Annotated in this window: 17 protein-coding genes; 5 read left to right on the top strand and 12 right to left on the bottom strand. The window is 70.2% G+C overall.

Annotation, left to right across the window (positions count from 1 at the left end):
- Nucleotides 1-31: 31 nt before the first annotated feature.
- The 12 genes from AC3IF3_RS06765 to rpsF form a co-directional block, all read right to left on the bottom strand.
- Complete coding sequence (locus AC3IF3_RS06765; RefSeq protein ID WP_489220216.1) at nucleotides 32-877, bottom strand: outer membrane protein; 846 nt, start codon at nucleotides 875-877, stop codon at nucleotides 32-34.
- Between the two features lie 270 nt (nucleotides 878-1,147).
- Nucleotides 1,148-1,930, bottom strand: coding sequence for a peptidoglycan editing factor PgeF (gene pgeF, locus AC3IF3_RS06760; RefSeq protein WP_489227931.1), 783 nt, complete (start codon nucleotides 1,928-1,930; stop codon nucleotides 1,148-1,150).
- 365 nt (nucleotides 1,931-2,295) lie between these two features.
- Nucleotides 2,296-3,366 carry a class I SAM-dependent methyltransferase gene (locus AC3IF3_RS06755; protein WP_489227930.1) on the bottom strand — a complete coding sequence of 357 codons (1,071 nt, stop codon included), beginning with the start codon at nucleotides 3,364-3,366 and terminating at the stop codon, nucleotides 2,296-2,298.
- Nucleotides 3,363-4,265, bottom strand: coding sequence for a prolipoprotein diacylglyceryl transferase (gene lgt / locus AC3IF3_RS06750; RefSeq protein WP_489227929.1), 903 nt, complete (start codon nucleotides 4,263-4,265; stop codon nucleotides 3,363-3,365). Before lgt ends, AC3IF3_RS06755 begins: the two co-directional genes overlap by 4 nt.
- A gap of 670 nt (nucleotides 4,266-4,935) precedes the next feature.
- Nucleotides 4,936-5,844: a VOC family protein gene (locus AC3IF3_RS06745; RefSeq protein ID WP_489227928.1), complete on the bottom strand. Its 909-nt coding sequence runs from the start codon at nucleotides 5,842-5,844 to the stop codon at nucleotides 4,936-4,938.
- The gene (locus AC3IF3_RS06740) at nucleotides 5,841-6,743 is read right to left on the bottom strand and encodes an SMP-30/gluconolactonase/LRE family protein (RefSeq protein WP_489227927.1); all 903 of its coding nucleotides are present in this window, start codon (nucleotides 6,741-6,743) and stop codon (nucleotides 5,841-5,843) included. The genes AC3IF3_RS06745 and AC3IF3_RS06740 overlap by 4 nt, the downstream gene beginning before the upstream one ends.
- Before the next feature lie 10 nt (nucleotides 6,744-6,753).
- On the bottom strand, nucleotides 6,754-7,203 hold the full coding sequence (locus AC3IF3_RS06735; RefSeq protein WP_243969234.1) for a cupin domain-containing protein: 450 nt from the start codon (nucleotides 7,201-7,203) through the stop codon (nucleotides 6,754-6,756).
- Nucleotides 7,204-7,450: 247 nt separating this feature from the next.
- Nucleotides 7,451-8,938, bottom strand: a complete 1,488-nt coding sequence (locus AC3IF3_RS06730; RefSeq protein ID WP_243969232.1) for a replicative DNA helicase — start codon at nucleotides 8,936-8,938, stop codon at nucleotides 7,451-7,453.
- Between the two features lie 462 nt (nucleotides 8,939-9,400).
- A complete protein-coding gene (gene rplI / locus AC3IF3_RS06725) occupies nucleotides 9,401-9,973 on the bottom strand; it encodes a 50S ribosomal protein L9 (RefSeq protein ID WP_489227925.1) in 573 nt (190 codons plus the stop codon).
- Between the two features lie 41 nt (nucleotides 9,974-10,014).
- On the bottom strand, nucleotides 10,015-11,058 hold the full coding sequence (locus AC3IF3_RS06720; protein ID WP_489220210.1) for a hypothetical protein: 1,044 nt from the start codon (nucleotides 11,056-11,058) through the stop codon (nucleotides 10,015-10,017).
- A 126-nt stretch (nucleotides 11,059-11,184) separates the two neighbouring features.
- The gene (rpsR, locus tag AC3IF3_RS06715) at nucleotides 11,185-11,442 is read right to left on the bottom strand and encodes a 30S ribosomal protein S18 (protein ID WP_091712669.1); all 258 of its coding nucleotides are present in this window, start codon (nucleotides 11,440-11,442) and stop codon (nucleotides 11,185-11,187) included.
- A gap of 3 nt (nucleotides 11,443-11,445) precedes the next feature.
- A complete protein-coding gene (gene rpsF, locus AC3IF3_RS06710; RefSeq protein WP_243969226.1) occupies nucleotides 11,446-11,907 on the bottom strand; it encodes a 30S ribosomal protein S6 in 462 nt (153 codons plus the stop codon).
- A 436-nt stretch (nucleotides 11,908-12,343) separates the two neighbouring features.
- Here rpsF and AC3IF3_RS06705 point away from each other — a divergent pair, with 436 nt between their 5' ends.
- The 5 genes from AC3IF3_RS06705 (at nucleotide 12,344) to era (ending at nucleotide 16,210) form a co-directional block, all read left to right on the top strand.
- A complete protein-coding gene (locus AC3IF3_RS06705; protein ID WP_489227923.1) occupies nucleotides 12,344-13,093 on the top strand; it encodes a pyridoxine 5'-phosphate synthase in 750 nt (249 codons plus the stop codon).
- The gene (gene acpS / locus AC3IF3_RS06700) at nucleotides 13,090-13,500 is read left to right on the top strand and encodes a holo-ACP synthase (RefSeq protein ID WP_243969222.1); all 411 of its coding nucleotides are present in this window, start codon (nucleotides 13,090-13,092) and stop codon (nucleotides 13,498-13,500) included. Before AC3IF3_RS06705 ends, acpS begins: the two co-directional genes overlap by 4 nt.
- Nucleotides 13,501-13,674: 174 nt before the next feature.
- Nucleotides 13,675-14,460 carry a signal peptidase I gene (lepB, locus tag AC3IF3_RS06695; protein WP_243969220.1) on the top strand — a complete coding sequence of 262 codons (786 nt, stop codon included), beginning with the start codon at nucleotides 13,675-13,677 and terminating at the stop codon, nucleotides 14,458-14,460.
- Nucleotides 14,457-15,239, top strand: a complete 783-nt coding sequence (gene rnc, locus AC3IF3_RS06690; RefSeq protein WP_489220207.1) for a ribonuclease III — start codon at nucleotides 14,457-14,459, stop codon at nucleotides 15,237-15,239. The genes lepB and rnc overlap by 4 nt, the downstream gene beginning before the upstream one ends.
- Nucleotides 15,236-16,210, top strand: coding sequence for a GTPase Era (era, locus tag AC3IF3_RS06685; protein WP_489227921.1), 975 nt, complete (start codon nucleotides 15,236-15,238; stop codon nucleotides 16,208-16,210). Before rnc ends, era begins: the two co-directional genes overlap by 4 nt.
- Nucleotides 16,211-16,354 lie beyond the last annotated feature (144 nt).

Below are 16,354 nucleotides of genomic sequence, written 5' to 3'. Positions count from 1 at the left end.
GGCGCGGCCGAAGCCGCGCCGGTAGCGGGTCTTAGTACGAGCCGAACTTGTAGTTCAGGCCGGCGCGGACGACGGCGAACTCGTCGGAGCGGCGGCCGATGCCGCTGCTGTAGACGGCGGGGAAGTTGCTGGCGGCGTTGATGACGAACGCGCCCTGGTTGCGGGTGTTGCGGTCGAGGTTGACGTACAGGCCTTCGACCTTGAGCGTCACGGCCGAGGAGCGGAAGAAGTTCAGGAACGAGTCGGTGGGGAGCGCGTACTCGACGCCGCCGCCGACCGCGTAGCCGGTGCGGAAGCTGTCGTTGCCGGCGTAGCCGCCGAAGGAGCGGTCGGCGCTGCCCGAGCCGTAGGCGAAGCCGCCGGTGCCGTACACGAGGGTGCGGTCGAAGGCGTAGCCGAGGCGGCCGCGCACGGTGCCGAAGTAGTCGAGGCTCGACAGGCCGCGCGGGTCGGTGACGTAGTAGCCGGGGGCGAGGGCGCCGTTGATGAAGGCGTTGTTCCGGCTGCGGCCGAAGTCGAGGTACTGGGCGTCGGCCTCGATGCCGACGACCACGCCCGAGCCCGGGGTGAACTGGTAGTTGTAGCCGATCTGGGCGCCGCCGGAGAAGCCGTCCTGGCTGCGGTTGCCGAAGGTGGCGGTGGTGCCGGCGGCGGCGTAGGGGGCCGGGACGCCGAAGGTGGAGTTGTTGTTGCTGCGGCTGCTGGCGTCGAACGCGTAGCCGGCGTTGATACCGAAGTAGGCGCCCGTCCAGGTGAACACCGGCACGGGGGTGAACACCGGCGGCGGGGCGGCGCGGCGGGGCAGGTCGGCGGCGAAGGCGGAGCCGGCGAGGGCGACACCCGCGAGGGCGGTGGTGGCGCGAAGCAGGGATTTCATGGTCTGGTCCTCTGGATAGTCCCGGATCACCCGCGGAGCGGGCGGTAACGGGACGGGGGTCTGGTTGCGTTCCAGCGGTTCCAGGGATGCTTTGCGCTACGCGGTATCGCCGACCACTTTCGTGGCCCCTATTGGCAATCCGCCGTTATTCCCCGGCACCTTGACCCCACAACGCACTCCAATTGCCAAGGTTCGGTTACGGCCACGCTTTTTTGGCCCCCGGGCCTTCGACAAAATGTCGCATCCCCTTTCCGGGAGGCATCGGGCCCCTCAAGCCGTGAGCGCGATGGCGGAGATCAGACGGCCGTAATCGGCCTCGCCGCGATGGGTGGCCCGGCGGTAGCTGTAGAAGCGCGCGCCATCGGCATAGGTGCAGAGGTTCAGCGCCGTCGCCCCGCCGATCTCGGCCTCGGCGAGGCGGGCCAGAATGAAGCCGGGCAGATCGAACTGGGCATGGTCCGGCCGGGTACCGGCCCCGAGGAACCGGTCCATCCCCGGGGCTTCCGCGCGGAAACGCGCGATGAAATCCGGTCCGACCTCGTAGGATTCCTGCGCGATCGTCGGCCCGAGCACCGCGACGATGCGATGCCGGCGGGCGCCCAGGGCCTCCATGGCGGCCACCGTGGCCCCGATGACCCCGGTGAGCGCCCCTTTCCATCCGGCATGGGCGGCGCCGACGACCCGGCTCTCGGCATCCGCGAACAGGATCGGCCCGCAATCGGCCGTCGCGATGCCGAGCGCGAGGCCGGGAACCCGCGTCACCATGGCGTCGGCCCGCGGACGCTCCGCCGCCGCGACGGGTGCCGAGACGGTGACGACCTCGGCCGAGTGGATCTGATAGAGGCTCACGAGCCGGTCCGCCGGCAGTCCGAGATGGGCACACATCTGGGCCCGGTTCTCGGCCACGCGTTCCTGCGCGTCGCCGGAGCCGAGACCCCCGTTCAGCGCGGCGTAGAGTCCCTCCGAGACGCCGCCGAGGCGGGTGAAGAACGCGTGGCGGATCCCCGCATGCGCGGACAGGTCCGGCGCCTCGATCGGTGTGCCCGCACTCATGGTCGATCCCCTGCGCCGCGTCGGTGGCGCTCCGATACCGCAAGGGCTGCCCCTTGACGATGTCGTTCAGGCGTCAGATTCTTGCTGCATTGCAATATGGGGCCGGGTTCGGCCTCATCCGAGAAGGACCGCAATGTCACAAGGAATCGAGACCGAAGCCTTGAGAGATGCGCCGAAGCCGCCGGCCCAGGCGCCGCATCCGCCCAGCGCACCCCCGCATCCTGTGACGCGCGAGCCCGCCGCCCTCGATCCGGACGACCCGAACCCGCCTGCGCCGCCCACGCCGCGGCCCTCCAACCAGACGGATTCGGGATTCGGCTCGTTCGGCTGAACGGCGCCGGTCCCCGGAACCACGTCCCGAGGCGTTACACGTCCGGAAATCCCGGGAGCGGCCCGAAGGACGGGCCGCTCACCGCCACGACCTTGAACAGGTTGCCCATCCCGCCGCGCCCCGGATCCGTGAGCCGCGCGACCGCCCCGTCGATCTCCGCGGCCTGGTTTCCGGTGGCCCGGGACTTCAGCCGGTCGGCCCGGGGGCGCAGGCCGAGGGCGAACAGGAAGTCGCCCTGGTCCACCGGCCCGTGGACCCCGGCGCCGGCGTCGGTCGCCGCGCGCGTCAGCGCGGCGAAGTCGACATGGTGCGTCAGGTCGGCCTCGCCCGGGGCGGCCAGCGGGTCCGCGAAGCCGTGTCCGGCGACGGCCTGAAGGGTGTCGCCGAATCCGGGGCGCGTGTGGCCGTAATCGATGGCCAGCAGCACGCCGCCCACCGTGCAGACGCGCCGCGCCAGCGTGCGGACGAGGGCGAGGCCGGCGGCCGGGACACTCAGCAGCGCCCCCACTGGCCCCTCCGCGTCGAGCCCCGGGGTCGGTTCCGGGGCGAGGCCGAAGGCGAAACCGCCCCCCGGCCCGAGACCCACCTGACGCTCGTGCCACCCGGTCGGCCGGCGCTCGAACTGGCGGACCGGGAGGCAATCGAAGAACTCGTTGGCCAGGATGATCGCCGGGCCCGGGGGCAGGGTCTCGATCCCGGCATGCCACGCGGCCCCGGTTCCGAAGAGGGTGCGCGCCTGCGCGGCCCGCAGCACCGGGCTGGTCTCCACGAGGTGCGGCGCCACGCGCACCCCCGGGGCCGCGGCGCGCAGCGCCCGCAGGGCATCCGCCATCAGCGTGCCCCGACCCGGCCCGAGCTCGACCAGGACCAGGGGATCCGGCTGCCCGATCAGACCGTGGGCATAGGCAGTCCAGGCGCCGATCAGCTCCCCGAACATCTGGCTGATCTCGGGCGCCGTGGTGAAATCCCCCCGCGCGCCCAGCGGATCGCGGGTGCGGTAATAGCCGTGGACCGGATGGCCGAGGCACAGGGCCATGTAGCGGTCGACGCCGATCGGCCCGTTCTGGCGGATCAGGGCGGCGATCTCGTCGCCCAGCGGTGTCACGCCTCCAGGGCCGCCTTGCGCGCCTCCTCGGTGATGGGACCCTCGACCGGATGGCGTGGGCGCGTCCGGCCGGTCGCGGCGAGCACGATGTAAGTGAGCCCGATGATCATCATCGGCACGCACAGCAGCATGCCCATGGTAACGCCGCCGCCCATGGGGCCGAGATGGTCGCCGAACAGGAAGCCGAGCTGGCGGTCCGGCTCCCGGAAGAACTCACAGACGGTTCGGGCCAGCGCATAGCCGAGCACGAAGATGCCGCCGAGGAGCCCTGGCTTGCGGAAGCCGAACCGGCGGACGCTGATCGCCATGACGATGAACAGCAGCAGGCCCTCGGTGGCGGCCTCGTAGAGCTGGCTCGGATGGCGCGGCAGGGGCCCGCCGCTCGGGAACACGATGGCGTAGGGGAAGTCCGGCGCGACGCGGCCCCAGAGTTCACCGTTGACGAAATTGGCGATGCGCCCGAAGAACAGGCCGATCGGCACCACCACCGCGCCGATGTCGAGGAGCGTGTAACCGTTGAGCGCCTTGGCCCGGGCGAAGAGCAGGAAGGCCAGGATCGCCCCGAGGAAGCCGCCGTGGAACGACATGCCGCCGTTGCGGATCGCCAGGATCTCCATCGGGTCGGCGAGGTACATCGGCAGGTTGTAGAACAGCACGTAGCCGATCCGACCGCCCAGCACGACGCCCAACGCCACCCAGACGACGAGGTCGTCGATATCGACGACCTGCGGGCGCTTGACCACGCCCCAGAGGCTGTCGGCCATGACGAGGCGGCGCGCGTAGTACCAGCCGCCGATCAGGCCGGCGATGTAGGCGAGCGCGTACCATTTGATCGTGATCGGCCCGATCGCGAGGGCCACCGGGTCGATGGCCGGAAAGGGCAGGGCGAGGAACGGCATCGGTCTCACCTCCGGGGCGGCCGGATTGGACGCCGGAGGGGCGGCGCGTCAAGTGCGCCTGATCGACCAGATCCGTTGGACGATGCCGTCGAAGGCCACGTCCGCGGAGATCGGCGGGAAGATTGTGATCAATGGCCGTTGCCGCCAGGAGGCGGTCGAAGGGATCGCGATGACGCCATGGCGTCCCACCGGCGGCGAGACAGATCGCGGGTTCCAGCGATGCGACTCGACCACCCCGCTCGTCGAGCAGCGCGACCGGCCGTCCAACCTGGATGGCAGCCCGGGCCCCGGTCGACAGGCGTGGATCGGCCGTCAGGCTCCAGGCCCAGCTATGTGTATCGTGGAGGACGGCCTTCCCAGAGGGCAATCTCGCTGTCGGACATCGGTTCGAGCCAGTCCGGCCCGTCTCCGAGGGCCTTCTGCGGGAGGATCCCAAGTCGAAACGGCGGCGCGGCGAGGGGGACGATCCGTGCGACCGGAACGTCCCCCGCGCGAGCACGACCTCTTCCTCGCACACGGCCGCCTCGATGAGGCGTGGCAACCGGCCTTCCGCGGCTTCGATGCTGATCCGCAGGGCGGCAATCGCTCCCAGGAACCATGCAAGCAAAGCCTATCGGCTCGACAGCTGAAAGCAGATCGGCCGACCCGGTCGGCGGGCCTCGAAATCAGCTCAGGATGAGGAACCGAGAAACAGAAATCCGTGGCCATCCGGCCCCTTGCAGAAAGCGGCCCCACGATCTCGGGCCACGTTTGGGACCAGGCCGTAATCACCCAGGGACTTGAGCAGACCTTTCATAGGGTCGACCACGAAGATGAAGCGCGTCGAAGCGCGATCGGCCGGGCCGCATGACGCTTCGGGCCTGCGTCGGGTAGCCGGCACCCGGTAATGCAGCAGCTCCATGTGCGGGGCCGGGTCCGGCGGCTCGAGCGCGATCACGTCGACCTGCGGATCGTCCAGCCCGTCGAGGCGCGCCTGTTCGGCGCCCTGGTTCAGGCCCCGCTGCGCCACCGTGAGACCGAGCGGTCCGGTGAGGAACGCGAGGGCCGCGTCGAGGTCGGTGACGGTGATCGCCGAGTGGTCGATGCCGAGGAACAGGCCCGGCACATCCCGCCAGCGCTCCGCCGGCGGGCCGTCCGGAAAGACAATCAGCTCCAGCGGGTGCCCGTCCGGGTCGCAGAACTTGTAGGCGGTGACGCCCCCCGACGAGGCCGGCAGGGCCTGCGGGCCGCCGCGGCTGATCGGCGTGGGTCCCGCCTGGGAGAGCTGCGCCATCGCGGCATCCATGCTCCGCACCGGGATCGCGAGGTGCTGGAAGAACGGATCCGTGGCCGCCGGATCGGCCGGGTAGGGCATGCCAGGCGGATCCACCGCCAAAAAGGTCACGGCCTGGGCGCCGAGCCGCATGCGCAGTTGCGTGGCCCGACGGTCCGCGAGCCCCATCGCCTCCGCCTCGGCGGTCGGAACGGGCTCCGGTGGCGCGACCCGGGCGAAGCCCAGCCCGTCGCGATAGAAGGCCTCGGTTGCCGCGAGGTCCGCGACGGTGCGGCCGAAGCCGGCGATCGCCCGCACGCCGCTCACAGCAGCGGGGCTCCGCGGACATTGACGTAGATCGCGTAGAGCGTGTGCGACGCGCAGAGGAACAGGCGGCTGTTGTTGCGGCCGCCGAAGGCGAGGTTGGCCACGGTCGAGGGCACCAGGATCTTGCCGACCAATTCGCCCCCCGGGTCGATGCAATGCACCCCGTCGCCGGCGCTCGACCAGAGATTGCCGTGCTCGTCGCAACGGATCCCGTCGGCATTGCCCGGCGCGATCGTGCAGAATACGTCGCCCCCCGACAGGGCGCCATCCTCGGCCACGTCGAAGACCCGGACATGCTGGCGCGGATCGGTGTCGAATTGCAGCCCCGTCTCGACGATGTAGAGCCGGCGCTCGTCGGGGGAGAAGCACAGGCCGTTCGGCCCCTGAAAATCGTCCGCCACCACCCGCAGCGAGCCGTCGCGCGGATCGAACCGGTAGACCGCGGCCGGCAGTTCCGATTCCTGCCTGCCGCCCTCGTAATCGGTCTGGATGCCGTAGGGCGGGTCCGAGAACCAGATCGTGCCGTCGGACTTGCAAACGAGGTCGTTGGGGGAATTCAGCCGCCGGCCCCGGTAGCGCTCCACCAGGCCGGTGATGCGCCCGTCGAGCTCCGTCCGGTGAATCCGCCGGCCCCTGTGCGCGCAGGACAGCATCCGCCCCTCCCGGTCGCGGGCATGGCCGTTCTCGAAGTCGCTCGCCTCCCGGTAGACGCTGAGTCCGGCATGCTCCGCCCAGCGCATCACCCGGTTGTTCGGCAGGTCCGAGAACAACAGCTCGTCCCGGTCACCGAACCAGACCGGCCCCTCGGTCCAGCGGAAGCCCTCGGCGAGTTTTTCCAGCGGCGCATTCGGCAGCACATAGGCCTTGAAGCGCGGCTGAATCAGCACGAAGCTGTCCATCGCGCCGCCCCTACTTGAAGCGGCCGGGCTGGTTCACGGTCGGCTCGACCTGGAGGCCGGTGACGATCATCGTGCAGGGCTCGTCGCCGACCGTGCCGGAGAGATGGCCCTTCCGGCCGTCCCGCTCCTTCGTGTTCTGGTCCTCGCCCATCATCAGCTCGCCCGGGCCCATCTCGACCCGGTGGCCGTCCATGGTCTCCACGAACCAGCGGCCGGACAGGATCGCGATCCATTGCGGCCTCGGGTTCTCGTGCCACTCCCCGACCCAGCCGACCGGCAGGACCGTGAAGGTCACGACCGCGGAGGCCGGATCCATCTTGTCGTTCCATTGCGGAGCGGTCTCGGGGTTGATCCCCTCGAACGTGAACCGCTCGATGTGGAACAGCGCCTGGCGGCTCACCCCCTCCGCGTCGGTGTAGACGTGCCAGTAGGGCATCTTCGGAGGGGTCGGCTCGCTCATCGTCGCTCCTGCCGCGGCGGGACAATCGTCCTCGCACAACGGCCGGGTCCGGCGATGGTTCGCGCAGAGTGCGGATGCCGGTGAGGCCGGGACGGCGCCCCCTCCGCCACGCCGGCGGATGGGCAGGCGGCGCGGTCATTGCGCGCGGACAGCGAAGCAATCCAGCGATGCCACGCTGTCCGCGCGCGCTCCCCTGGGTGGCTTCGCTGCGCTCGCGACGACCGGGCGTCCCCGACCGGTCGCGCCCTCACAATTGCTCGGGGATCCGGTCCGTCTGCGCGAGGTTCGAGAACCGGGTGATGTTGGCGTCGAACTGCAGCTCCACCATGCCGGTCGGGCCGTGGCGCTGCTTGCCGAGGATGACCTCCGCCTTGCCGTGGACCCGCTGCATCTCGGCTTCCCAGGCGAAGAACTCCTCGGTCCCTTCGCGGGGCTTCTTGTTGCCGACGTAGTATTCCTCGCGGAACACGAACATCACCACGTCGGCGTCCTGCTCGATCGAGCCCGATTCGCGCAGATCGGCCAGCTGCGGGCGCTTGTCGTCGCGGTTCTCGACCTGACGGGAGAGCTGCGAGAGGGCGATGATCGGCACGGCCAACTCCTTGGCAAGCGCCTTCATGCCGGTGGTGATCTCGGTCATCTCCTGCACGCGGTTGTCGCTGCGCTTGCCGGAGCCCGAGAGGAGCTGGAGATAGTCCACGATCAGCAGATCGAGGCCCTTCTGGCGCTTCAGGCGCCGGGCCCGGGCGGCGAGCTGCGCGATCGAGATGCCGCCGGTCTGGTCGATGTAGAACGGGATCGTCTGCATGTCCCGGGCGGCGTCGGTGATCTTGTAGAAATCCTCCGGGCGGATATCGCCGCGGCGGATCTTGTAGGAGGGCACGCCCGACTGCTCGGCGATGATGCGGGTGGCGAGCTGCTCGGCCGACATTTCCAGCGAGAAGAAGCCCACGATCCCGCCGTTCACCGTCTTGGTCACGCCGTCCGGCTGCTTCTCGCCGCGATAGGCTTTGGCGACGTTGAAGGCGATGTTGGTCACCAGCGAGGTCTTACCCATGGCCGGGCGGCCCGCGAGGATGATCAGATCGGAGGATTGCAGCCCGCCCATCTTGGCATCGAGGTCGGTGAGCCCCGTGGCGATGCCCGAGAGCTTGCCGTCGCGCTGGTAGGCCTTGGCGGCCATGTCGACCGCGGCGGTGAGCGCGTCCGAGAATTTCTGGAAGCCGCCATCGTAGCGCCCGGCCTCGGCGAGTTCGTAGAGCCGCCGCTCGGTGTGCTCGATCTGGTCGCGGGGCGATTCCTCCACCGGCGCCTCGTAGGCGCCGTTCACCAGATCCTCGCCGATGGTGATCAGCCGGCGGCGGATGGCGAGGTCGTAGACCGTCCGGCCGTACTCGCCGGCGTTGATCACCGTGGTGGCGTCGGCGGCGAGGCGGGCGAGGTACTGCATCACCGTCTGGCCGCCGAAATCGGCGTCGCCCAGATAGGTCTTCAGGGTGATGGGCGTGGCGAGCTTGCCGGCCCGGATCAGGGAGGCCGCCACCGTGAAGATCTGCTGGTGGGCATCCTCCATGAAGTGCTCGGCCAGCAGGAAGTCCGAGACCCGGTAATAGGCGTCGTTGTTCACCAGGATCGCGCCGAGCAGGGCCTGCTCCGCGTCGATGTTGTGGGGGGCGACGCGGTACTCGGCCTGGACCGCTTCGAGCTTGGCCGTGAGCGCATTGGGCAGGGCCATCGGCGGACGACTCCGTATCAGGCGCCGCGGTGGGCGCGCCAGGATCACACCGCGCGACCTTGGCCTCGGTATGGTTACCGAAGCTTAGCCGACGCTCCGTTTCTCCGGGTGTTCCCCGAACGAACGGATGCCCGCCGACTCTCGCGAGGGGCGGGCATCCATGCTGGAACAAAACTGGAACGTGTCAAGTCTCGGGGCCGGTCGTCCCCGATGTTCACCGGTATACAGGGCGGTGCCGGTTCCGGTCGGAATCGCGCCGTGCCGCGTGTGCGTGGATCCCGGGATGCACGCCGCCGGCGCTGCCGGCGTCCGGGAGAGGGGGGCGTCCTGGACCGTCCCTTTTCCCGGACAGGTGCAGGCTCAGCGGAACCTGAACGCGAGGCGGCGCAGGCGCATGCCTCGGATCCCGCTCCCTCAAGTCCGACCAGCCTTACGGCCGGTCGGACCCACGGGACGAAGGGATCAGCCGCGGTCGTCGGCACCCTCGCCGGCATCGGCCAGAGCCATGCCGACTTCGAGGCCGAGGTCGTCGAGGTTGAACGCCTCGCGCTCGGTCACGGACTCGCCGCGGGCCTGACGCTCGGCCTCCTCGGGGCTACGGGCGACGTTGACGGTGACCTGGACTTCGACCTCGGGGTGCAGCACCACCGGGACCGTGTGGAGGCCCAGCGTCTTGATCGGCTGGTTGAGGATGAACTGGCTGCGGTCGACCGTGAAGCCGTCCTTGGCGACGACCTCGGCGAGGTCGCGGGTCGAGACCGAACCGTAGAGCACGCCGGTCTCGCCCGACTGGCGGATGAGCACGAAGCTCTGGCCGTTCAGCTTCTCGGCGACGGCCTCGGCGTCCTTCTTGCGGTCCAGGTTGCGGGCCTCGAGCTGGGCGCGCTGGGTCTCGAAGTGCTTCTTGTTGGCTTCCGTCGCGCGCAGGGCCTTGCCGCGGGCGAGCAGGAAGTTGCGGGCGAAGCCCGGGCGGACATTCACGGTCTCGCCCATCTGGCCGAGCTTAGCTACGCGCTCGAGCAGGATCACTTCCATGGTCTTTCTCCTTCAGGTGGTCGGCCCCTGGGGCCGGGGTTTCACGGCGCCGGATTGTCCTTCGGACGGGCTTCGGGACGACGGCGGTCGAGGGCTGTGTCGGCGAGGCCGAACAGGGTGAGGGCGACCAGGGCGATGCCCTGGGTCACGAACAGGATCAGGTACATGCCGAACAGCATCAGCGCGCGCCCGGGCCGGCCGCGTGAGCGGTCGTGGAAGGCGGCCAGCCCCTGGAGCGCGAAGGCCGCGCTGAGCCCGCCGACCAGGGCGACGCCGAACACGCCGACATAGCCCGGGACGAAGCACATCAGGAGCGCGGCCCCGAGGGTGGCGAGCGTCACCCGCGGCATGGCGGTGGCCGGGATGTCGGGCCACGGGCGGGGCAGGCGGCCGGAAATCTTCACGATCCGGGCCGAGGCCCAGAGATAGAAGGCCAGGAGCAGCGCCAGCCCGTTGGCCGCGAAGGCCGGTATCACCCGCGCCAGGGCGTCGGCCATCTCGGTCCGGGTGACCTCGGCCTGATCGGCGGCGGCTGGCGGTGCCGTATCCGGACCGGTGGCCTTCTCTGGACCGGCCTCGTCGGAGCCGGTCGGTGCCGCGCCGGCGCGGCCCTCGACCACCGTCCGCTCGCCGGGCATGCGGGCCTGCACCAGCGTGTGCGCGAGGCCGCGCAGCTGCGTGTCGAAGGCGGCGTGGTTCGGCGAGGACAGGACCGCGATGGCAATGAACGCGAGGGCGGCCGTGGCGGCGATCCAGCCGAGGAGGCGGCCGGTCGGGTACCATTCGAGGCCGGCAGGCGTCTCGCGCCCGAGCAGCGTCAGGTAGGCGAGCCACCAGGCGGGCAGGGCGATGTAGGCGGCGAAGGCGAGGCCCATGAAGGGCGCGATCACCAGGGCCAGCGCGAGGCTCCCGGCCGCCACCGCCGCGAGGGCGGCCCTGTGGCTCCAGCCGAGGCCGACGATCAGGATCGGCAGCGGAGCGACGAGGTAGAGCAGGATCGCCAGCGGGGTCGCCTTCAGCAGCACCCCGAACAGGAGTGCCGAGACGAGGCCCGCGCCGATACCGATGCCGATATGCTGTGCCATGGGTTCCGCTGTCCCGCTGCCCATCCGGCAGGGTTAGAGGCGACGCGGCGCCCCAACGATCGAGCGATGTCGGATCGCTCTGTGAAGACCGGCCCGGATAATTCCGGGCCGGCCGATCTCGAAAGCCTACTTGATCACGTAGGGCAGCAGGCCGAGGAAGCGGGCGCGCTTGATCGCCTGGGCGAGCTCACGCTGCTTCTTGGCCGAGACCGCGGTGATCCGCGACGGCACGATCTTGCCGCGCTCGGACACGTAGCGGGACAGGAGCTTGACGTCCTTGTAGTCGATCTTCGGCGCGTTCGCGCCGGAGAACGGGCAGGTCTTGCGACGACGGAAGAAGGGACGGCGTCCGCCACCCGCACCAGCACCAGCACCGAAAGCCATGGTTTAGCCCTCCCCGCCGAAGCTGCGCTCGCCGCGGTCACCGCGGTCGCCCCGATCGCCGCGGTCACCGAATCCGCCGCCGCCGCCGAAGCCCTCGTCGTCCCGACGACGGCCGCGCTCGCGATCCTTGCGGTCGTCACGGTCGCGCTTCTGCATCATGGCGGAGGGCTCGGAATCGAGGTCCTCGACCCGGACGGTCATGAAGCGCAGCACGTCCTCGGAGATCTGCATCTGGCGTTCCATCTCGGCGATGGCGGCCGGCGGGGCGTCGATGTTGAGGAGCGCGAAATGCGCCTTGCGGTTCTTCTTGATCCGGTAGGCGAGGGACTTCACGCCCCACATCTCGATCTTCTCGAGACGGCCACCGTTCTGCTCGATCACACCCTTGTAGGTGTCGATCATCGTCTCGACCTGCTGGGACGTCACGTCCTGGCGGGCCAAGAGCACATGCTCATAGAGAGGCATATCGGGCCTTTCAGCGTTAAAAGGAGCCCGGCCGCCCGGGGGCGGTTGGTTCGGGCCGGTTCATCTCGCGAAACGCTCGGCGCCAAGCCCTTCGAGCCGATTTTCAGGCCCGAGCGGTTGATCGAAGGCGGAGACACCGGACGACGGGTTGTTGAAGACCCTATGCCGCAAGCAGCACCGTCCGTTCAGCCCCCGGCCGGAGCGAACGCGAAGGGGGGCGCATAGTCGGTTTCTTTCCGCCTGACAAGCTCGAACCGGAGGTTCAGGGTGCGAAACGGCTCGCGCTTCCTCCCGTCGACACGGCCGCGCCCTGAGACCGCGGCCGCCTTGCCGGAGCGCGCGAACGCCAGCATATCGCAGCCGAGCCCGGCGCGAAGCGCGCCGTATCCTGTCCGCAGGCCCGTCGCATCGCGCCGACACGGGGACGAACGAGCCGATGACCTCCGACACGCAGCGCCTCGGCGTCAACATCGACCACGTCGCCACCGTCCGCAACGCCCGCGGCGGGGCCTATCCCGACCCGGTGCAGGCCGCGCTGCTCGCCGTGGAGGCGGGGGCCGACGGCATCACCGCTCACCTGCGCGAGGACCGGCGCCACATCCGCGACGCCGACATCGCGGCGCTCAAGCGCAGCCTCTCCGTCCCGCTGAACTTCGAGATGGCGGCCACCGACGAGATGGTGGCGATCGCCCTCGCCACCCGGCCCCACGCCGCCTGCCTGGTCCCGGAGAAGCGCGAGGAGCGCACCACCGAGGGGGGCCTCGACATCGTCGGCGGCCGCGAGTCCCTCGCGCCGCGCATCCGGTCGCTCGCGGGGGCGGGCATCCGGGTCTCGCTGTTCGTCGAGCCGGAGCCGGCGGTGATGGAGGCCGCCCGCGCCCTCGGCGCACCGGTCGTCGAGTTGCATACCGGCCGCTATTGCGAGGCCGCCCTGGAGGACGATGCGGCGCGGACCGCCCATGAACTGGCCCGCCTCCGGCACGCGGCCGAGCACGGGGCCGGTCTCGGCCTGGAGATCCATGCCGGCCACGGGCTCACCCGCGACAGCGTCGGGCCGGTGGCGGCCCTGCCGCAGATCCGCGAACTGAACATCGGCCATGCGCTGATCGCCGATGCGATCTTCGTAGGCCTCGCCCGGGCCGTTCAGGACATGCGGGCGGCCATGGACCGCGCCCGGCGCCCATGATCATCGGGATCGGGTCGGACCTCTGCGACATCCGCCGAATCGCCCGGACGCTGGAGCGCCACGGCGAACGGTTCACCCACCGGGTGTTCACCGATGGCGAGCGGGCCCGCTGCGACCGCCGGGCCGCCCGCGCGGAGGGCTATGCCCGGCGCTTCGCCGCCAAGGAGGCCTGCGCCAAGGCCCTGGGGACCGGCCTGAGCGGCGGCGTGTTCTGGCACGACATGGAGGTCGTGAACCTCCCCTCCGGCCAGCCGACCCTGCGGCTGACCGGGGGCGCGGCGGCGCGGCTCGCGGAACTGCTGCCCCCGGGCCACGCGGCACGCCTGCACGTCAGCCTGACGGACGACCCGCCCATGGCACAAGCCTTCGTGATCATCGAGGCGCTCCCGGCTGCAGCCGCCGGGTGAGGACACCAGTCAGGGATTAGCCGGCCCCCGTCGCGCGTTGCGGGGGGACCGCGCTTGGTCTAGACCCGCCGCTCACGGCGGACACGATTGCGGCGCATTCCTCAGGACAACCGCGGTCCGGGCCGCTCCGCCGGCGGCAGGCCCAGCAATCTCAACCGAAGACGGAACGCGCGCGTGGATTACGACGGCAAACCGCTCAGGAAACCCGCCGAGGCCGGCACCTGGGCCAGCATCCGCGAGACCCTGAAGGTCGGCATCCAGGCGCTGCTCATCGCCCTGGTGGTGCGGACGCTCCTGTTCCAGCCGTTCAACATCCCCTCGGGCTCCCTGGTGCCGACACTGCTGATCGGCGACTACCTGTTCGTGTCGAAATATTCCTATGGGTATTCGAAATACTCGCTGCCGCTGTCGGAATACATCCCGATCCAGGCCGACGGCCGGGTCTGGGCCGCCGAGCCGAAGCGCGGCGATATCGCGGTGTTCAAGCTGCCCAAGGACAACGCCACCGACTACATCAAGCGCGTGATCGGCCTCCCCGGCGACAAGATCCAGATGATCGACGGCGTGCTCAACATCAACGGCAAGGCGGTCAAGCGCGAGCGGATCGCCGACTACGAGACGACCGATCCCTACGGCCAGGCCACCAAGGTGCCGCAGTACATGGAGACGCTGCCCAACGGCGTGGTCCACCCGGTGATCGAGCGCGACGGCGACAACGGCTTCTGGGACAAGACCGAGCCCTACACGGTCCCGGCCGGACACTTCTTCATGATGGGCGACAACCGCGACAATTCCACCGATTCGCGCGATCTCGCCAATGTCGGCTACGTGCCCTTCGCCAATTTCGTCGGGCGCGCCGAGATGATCTTCTTCTCGATCGACGAGGGTACGCCGGCGTGGCAGGTCTGGAACTGGCCGGCCCATGTCCGCTGGGCGCGCCTGTTCTCGACGATCCATTGACCGGTCCCGACTTGGACGAGGCGGCCCAGCCCCGAATCGTCACCGCCCGGGCCCGGCGGGCCCATAAGCCGCGCCCGCCGCTGGCCGTGCTCGAGGAGCGGATCGGCCATCGCTTCGCCGACCAGACCCTGCTCACCCGCGCCCTGACCCATACCAGCAAGGCCTCCGGCCGGGGCGGCAGCTACCAGCGCCTGGAATTCCTCGGGGACCGTGTGCTCGGCCTCGCGGTGGCGGACCGGCTCTACGGCGCCTTTCCGGAGGCCGACGAGGGCGATCTCTCCCGCCGCCTCGCCGCGCTGGTCCGCCGCGAGACCTGTGCGGTCGTGGCCGCGGCCTGGGATGTCGGGCCGCACCTGATCCTCGGCCAGGGCGAGGTGATGGGCGGCGGCCGGCGCAACCAGACGATCCTCGCCGATGTCTGCGAGGCGATCCTCGGCGCCATCTATCTCGATGCCGGGTTCGACATCGCCCGGGCTGTGGTCGAGGCGCATTTCCGACCCGGCGAGCCGACGGCGGCGGCGCGGGGCCGCGACGCCAAATCGGCGTTGCAGGAATGGGCGATGGGCCGCGGGCTGCCGATCCCCACCTACGCGGTGGTCGAGCGGACCGGTCCCGATCACGCGCCGCGCTTCCGCATCGCCGTCGAGGTCGACGGTCTGGCACCGGGCCTGGGCGAGGGCACGTCGAAGCGGATCGCCGAGCAGGCGGCCGCCCAGGCGCTGATGGAGCGGGAGGGGATCGGCGCCCTGCCGGCGGCGGAGCCGACGGAGACAGCATGACCGAGCACGATCAGGACGACCCCGCGGACACCCCGGAGCCCGGACCCGGCCCGTCCACCCTCCCGGGAACGCCGGCCGACGCCCGGGCGGGCTTCGTCGCGCTGATCGGCGTGCCGAATGCCGGCAAGTCGACCCTCCTGAACAGCCTCGTGGGCACGAAGGTGTCCATCGTCTCGCGCAAGGTGCAGACCACCCGGGCCCTGGTGCGCGGCATCCTCATCGAGGGCGCCTCCCAGGTCGTGCTGGTCGACACGCCCGGCATCTTCGCGCCCAAGCGCCGCCTCGACCGGGCGATGGTCCACTCGGCCTGGAGCGGCGCCGCGGATGCGGACGCGGTCTGCCTGCTGGTCGATGCCCGCAAGGGCGTCGAGGCGGAGGTCGAGGCCGTGCTCGGCCGCCTGTCCGAGGTGAAGCGCGACAAGCTGCTGATCCTCAACAAGATCGACCTGATCCCGCGCGAGCGGCTGCTCGATCTGGCGGCCCGGCTCAACGCGGCGGCGCCCTTCGCCGAGACCTTCATGATCTCCGCGCTCAAGGGCGACGGCGTGGCGGACCTGCGCCGGGCGCTCGCCGCCCGGATGCCCCCCGGACCCTGGCTCTATCCGGAGGATCAGGTCTCGGACGCGCCGCTGCGCATGCTGGCGGCCGAGATCACCCGGGAAAAGATCTACGACCGGCTGCACGAGGAGCTGCCCTATCGCTCCACGGTGGAGACCGACCAGTGGCAGATCCGGCCGGACGGGTCCGTGCGGATCGAGCAGACGATCTTCGTCGAGCGGGAGAGCCAGCGCTCGATCGTGCTGGGCAAGGGCGGCCAGACCATCAAGGCGATCGGGCAGGCGGCCCGGATCGGGATCGCCGAGGCGGCCGACGCCAAGGTCCACCTGTTCCTGCACGTGAAGGTGCGTGAGAACTGGGCCGACGATCCGGCGCGCTACCGCGAGATGGGCCTGGAATTCCCCCGGGGCTGACCGGCCGAACCGGCGGGGAGAGATCCGGCAGGCTGGGCTTCCGGAGCCAATCCGGTATAAGGGGCGCCGTTCCCCCCGGATGATCCGAGTCGGGCGCGGGTTCCTCCCGCACCGCCGCGGATCCGCGTTCCGGAGCCGGCTCTC

It is taken from the genome of Methylobacterium sp. J-118 (genome assembly GCF_057836565.1).
Note: the sequence above shows the minus strand (reverse complement) of the source record. Positions and strands in the feature narration are given on the sequence as shown.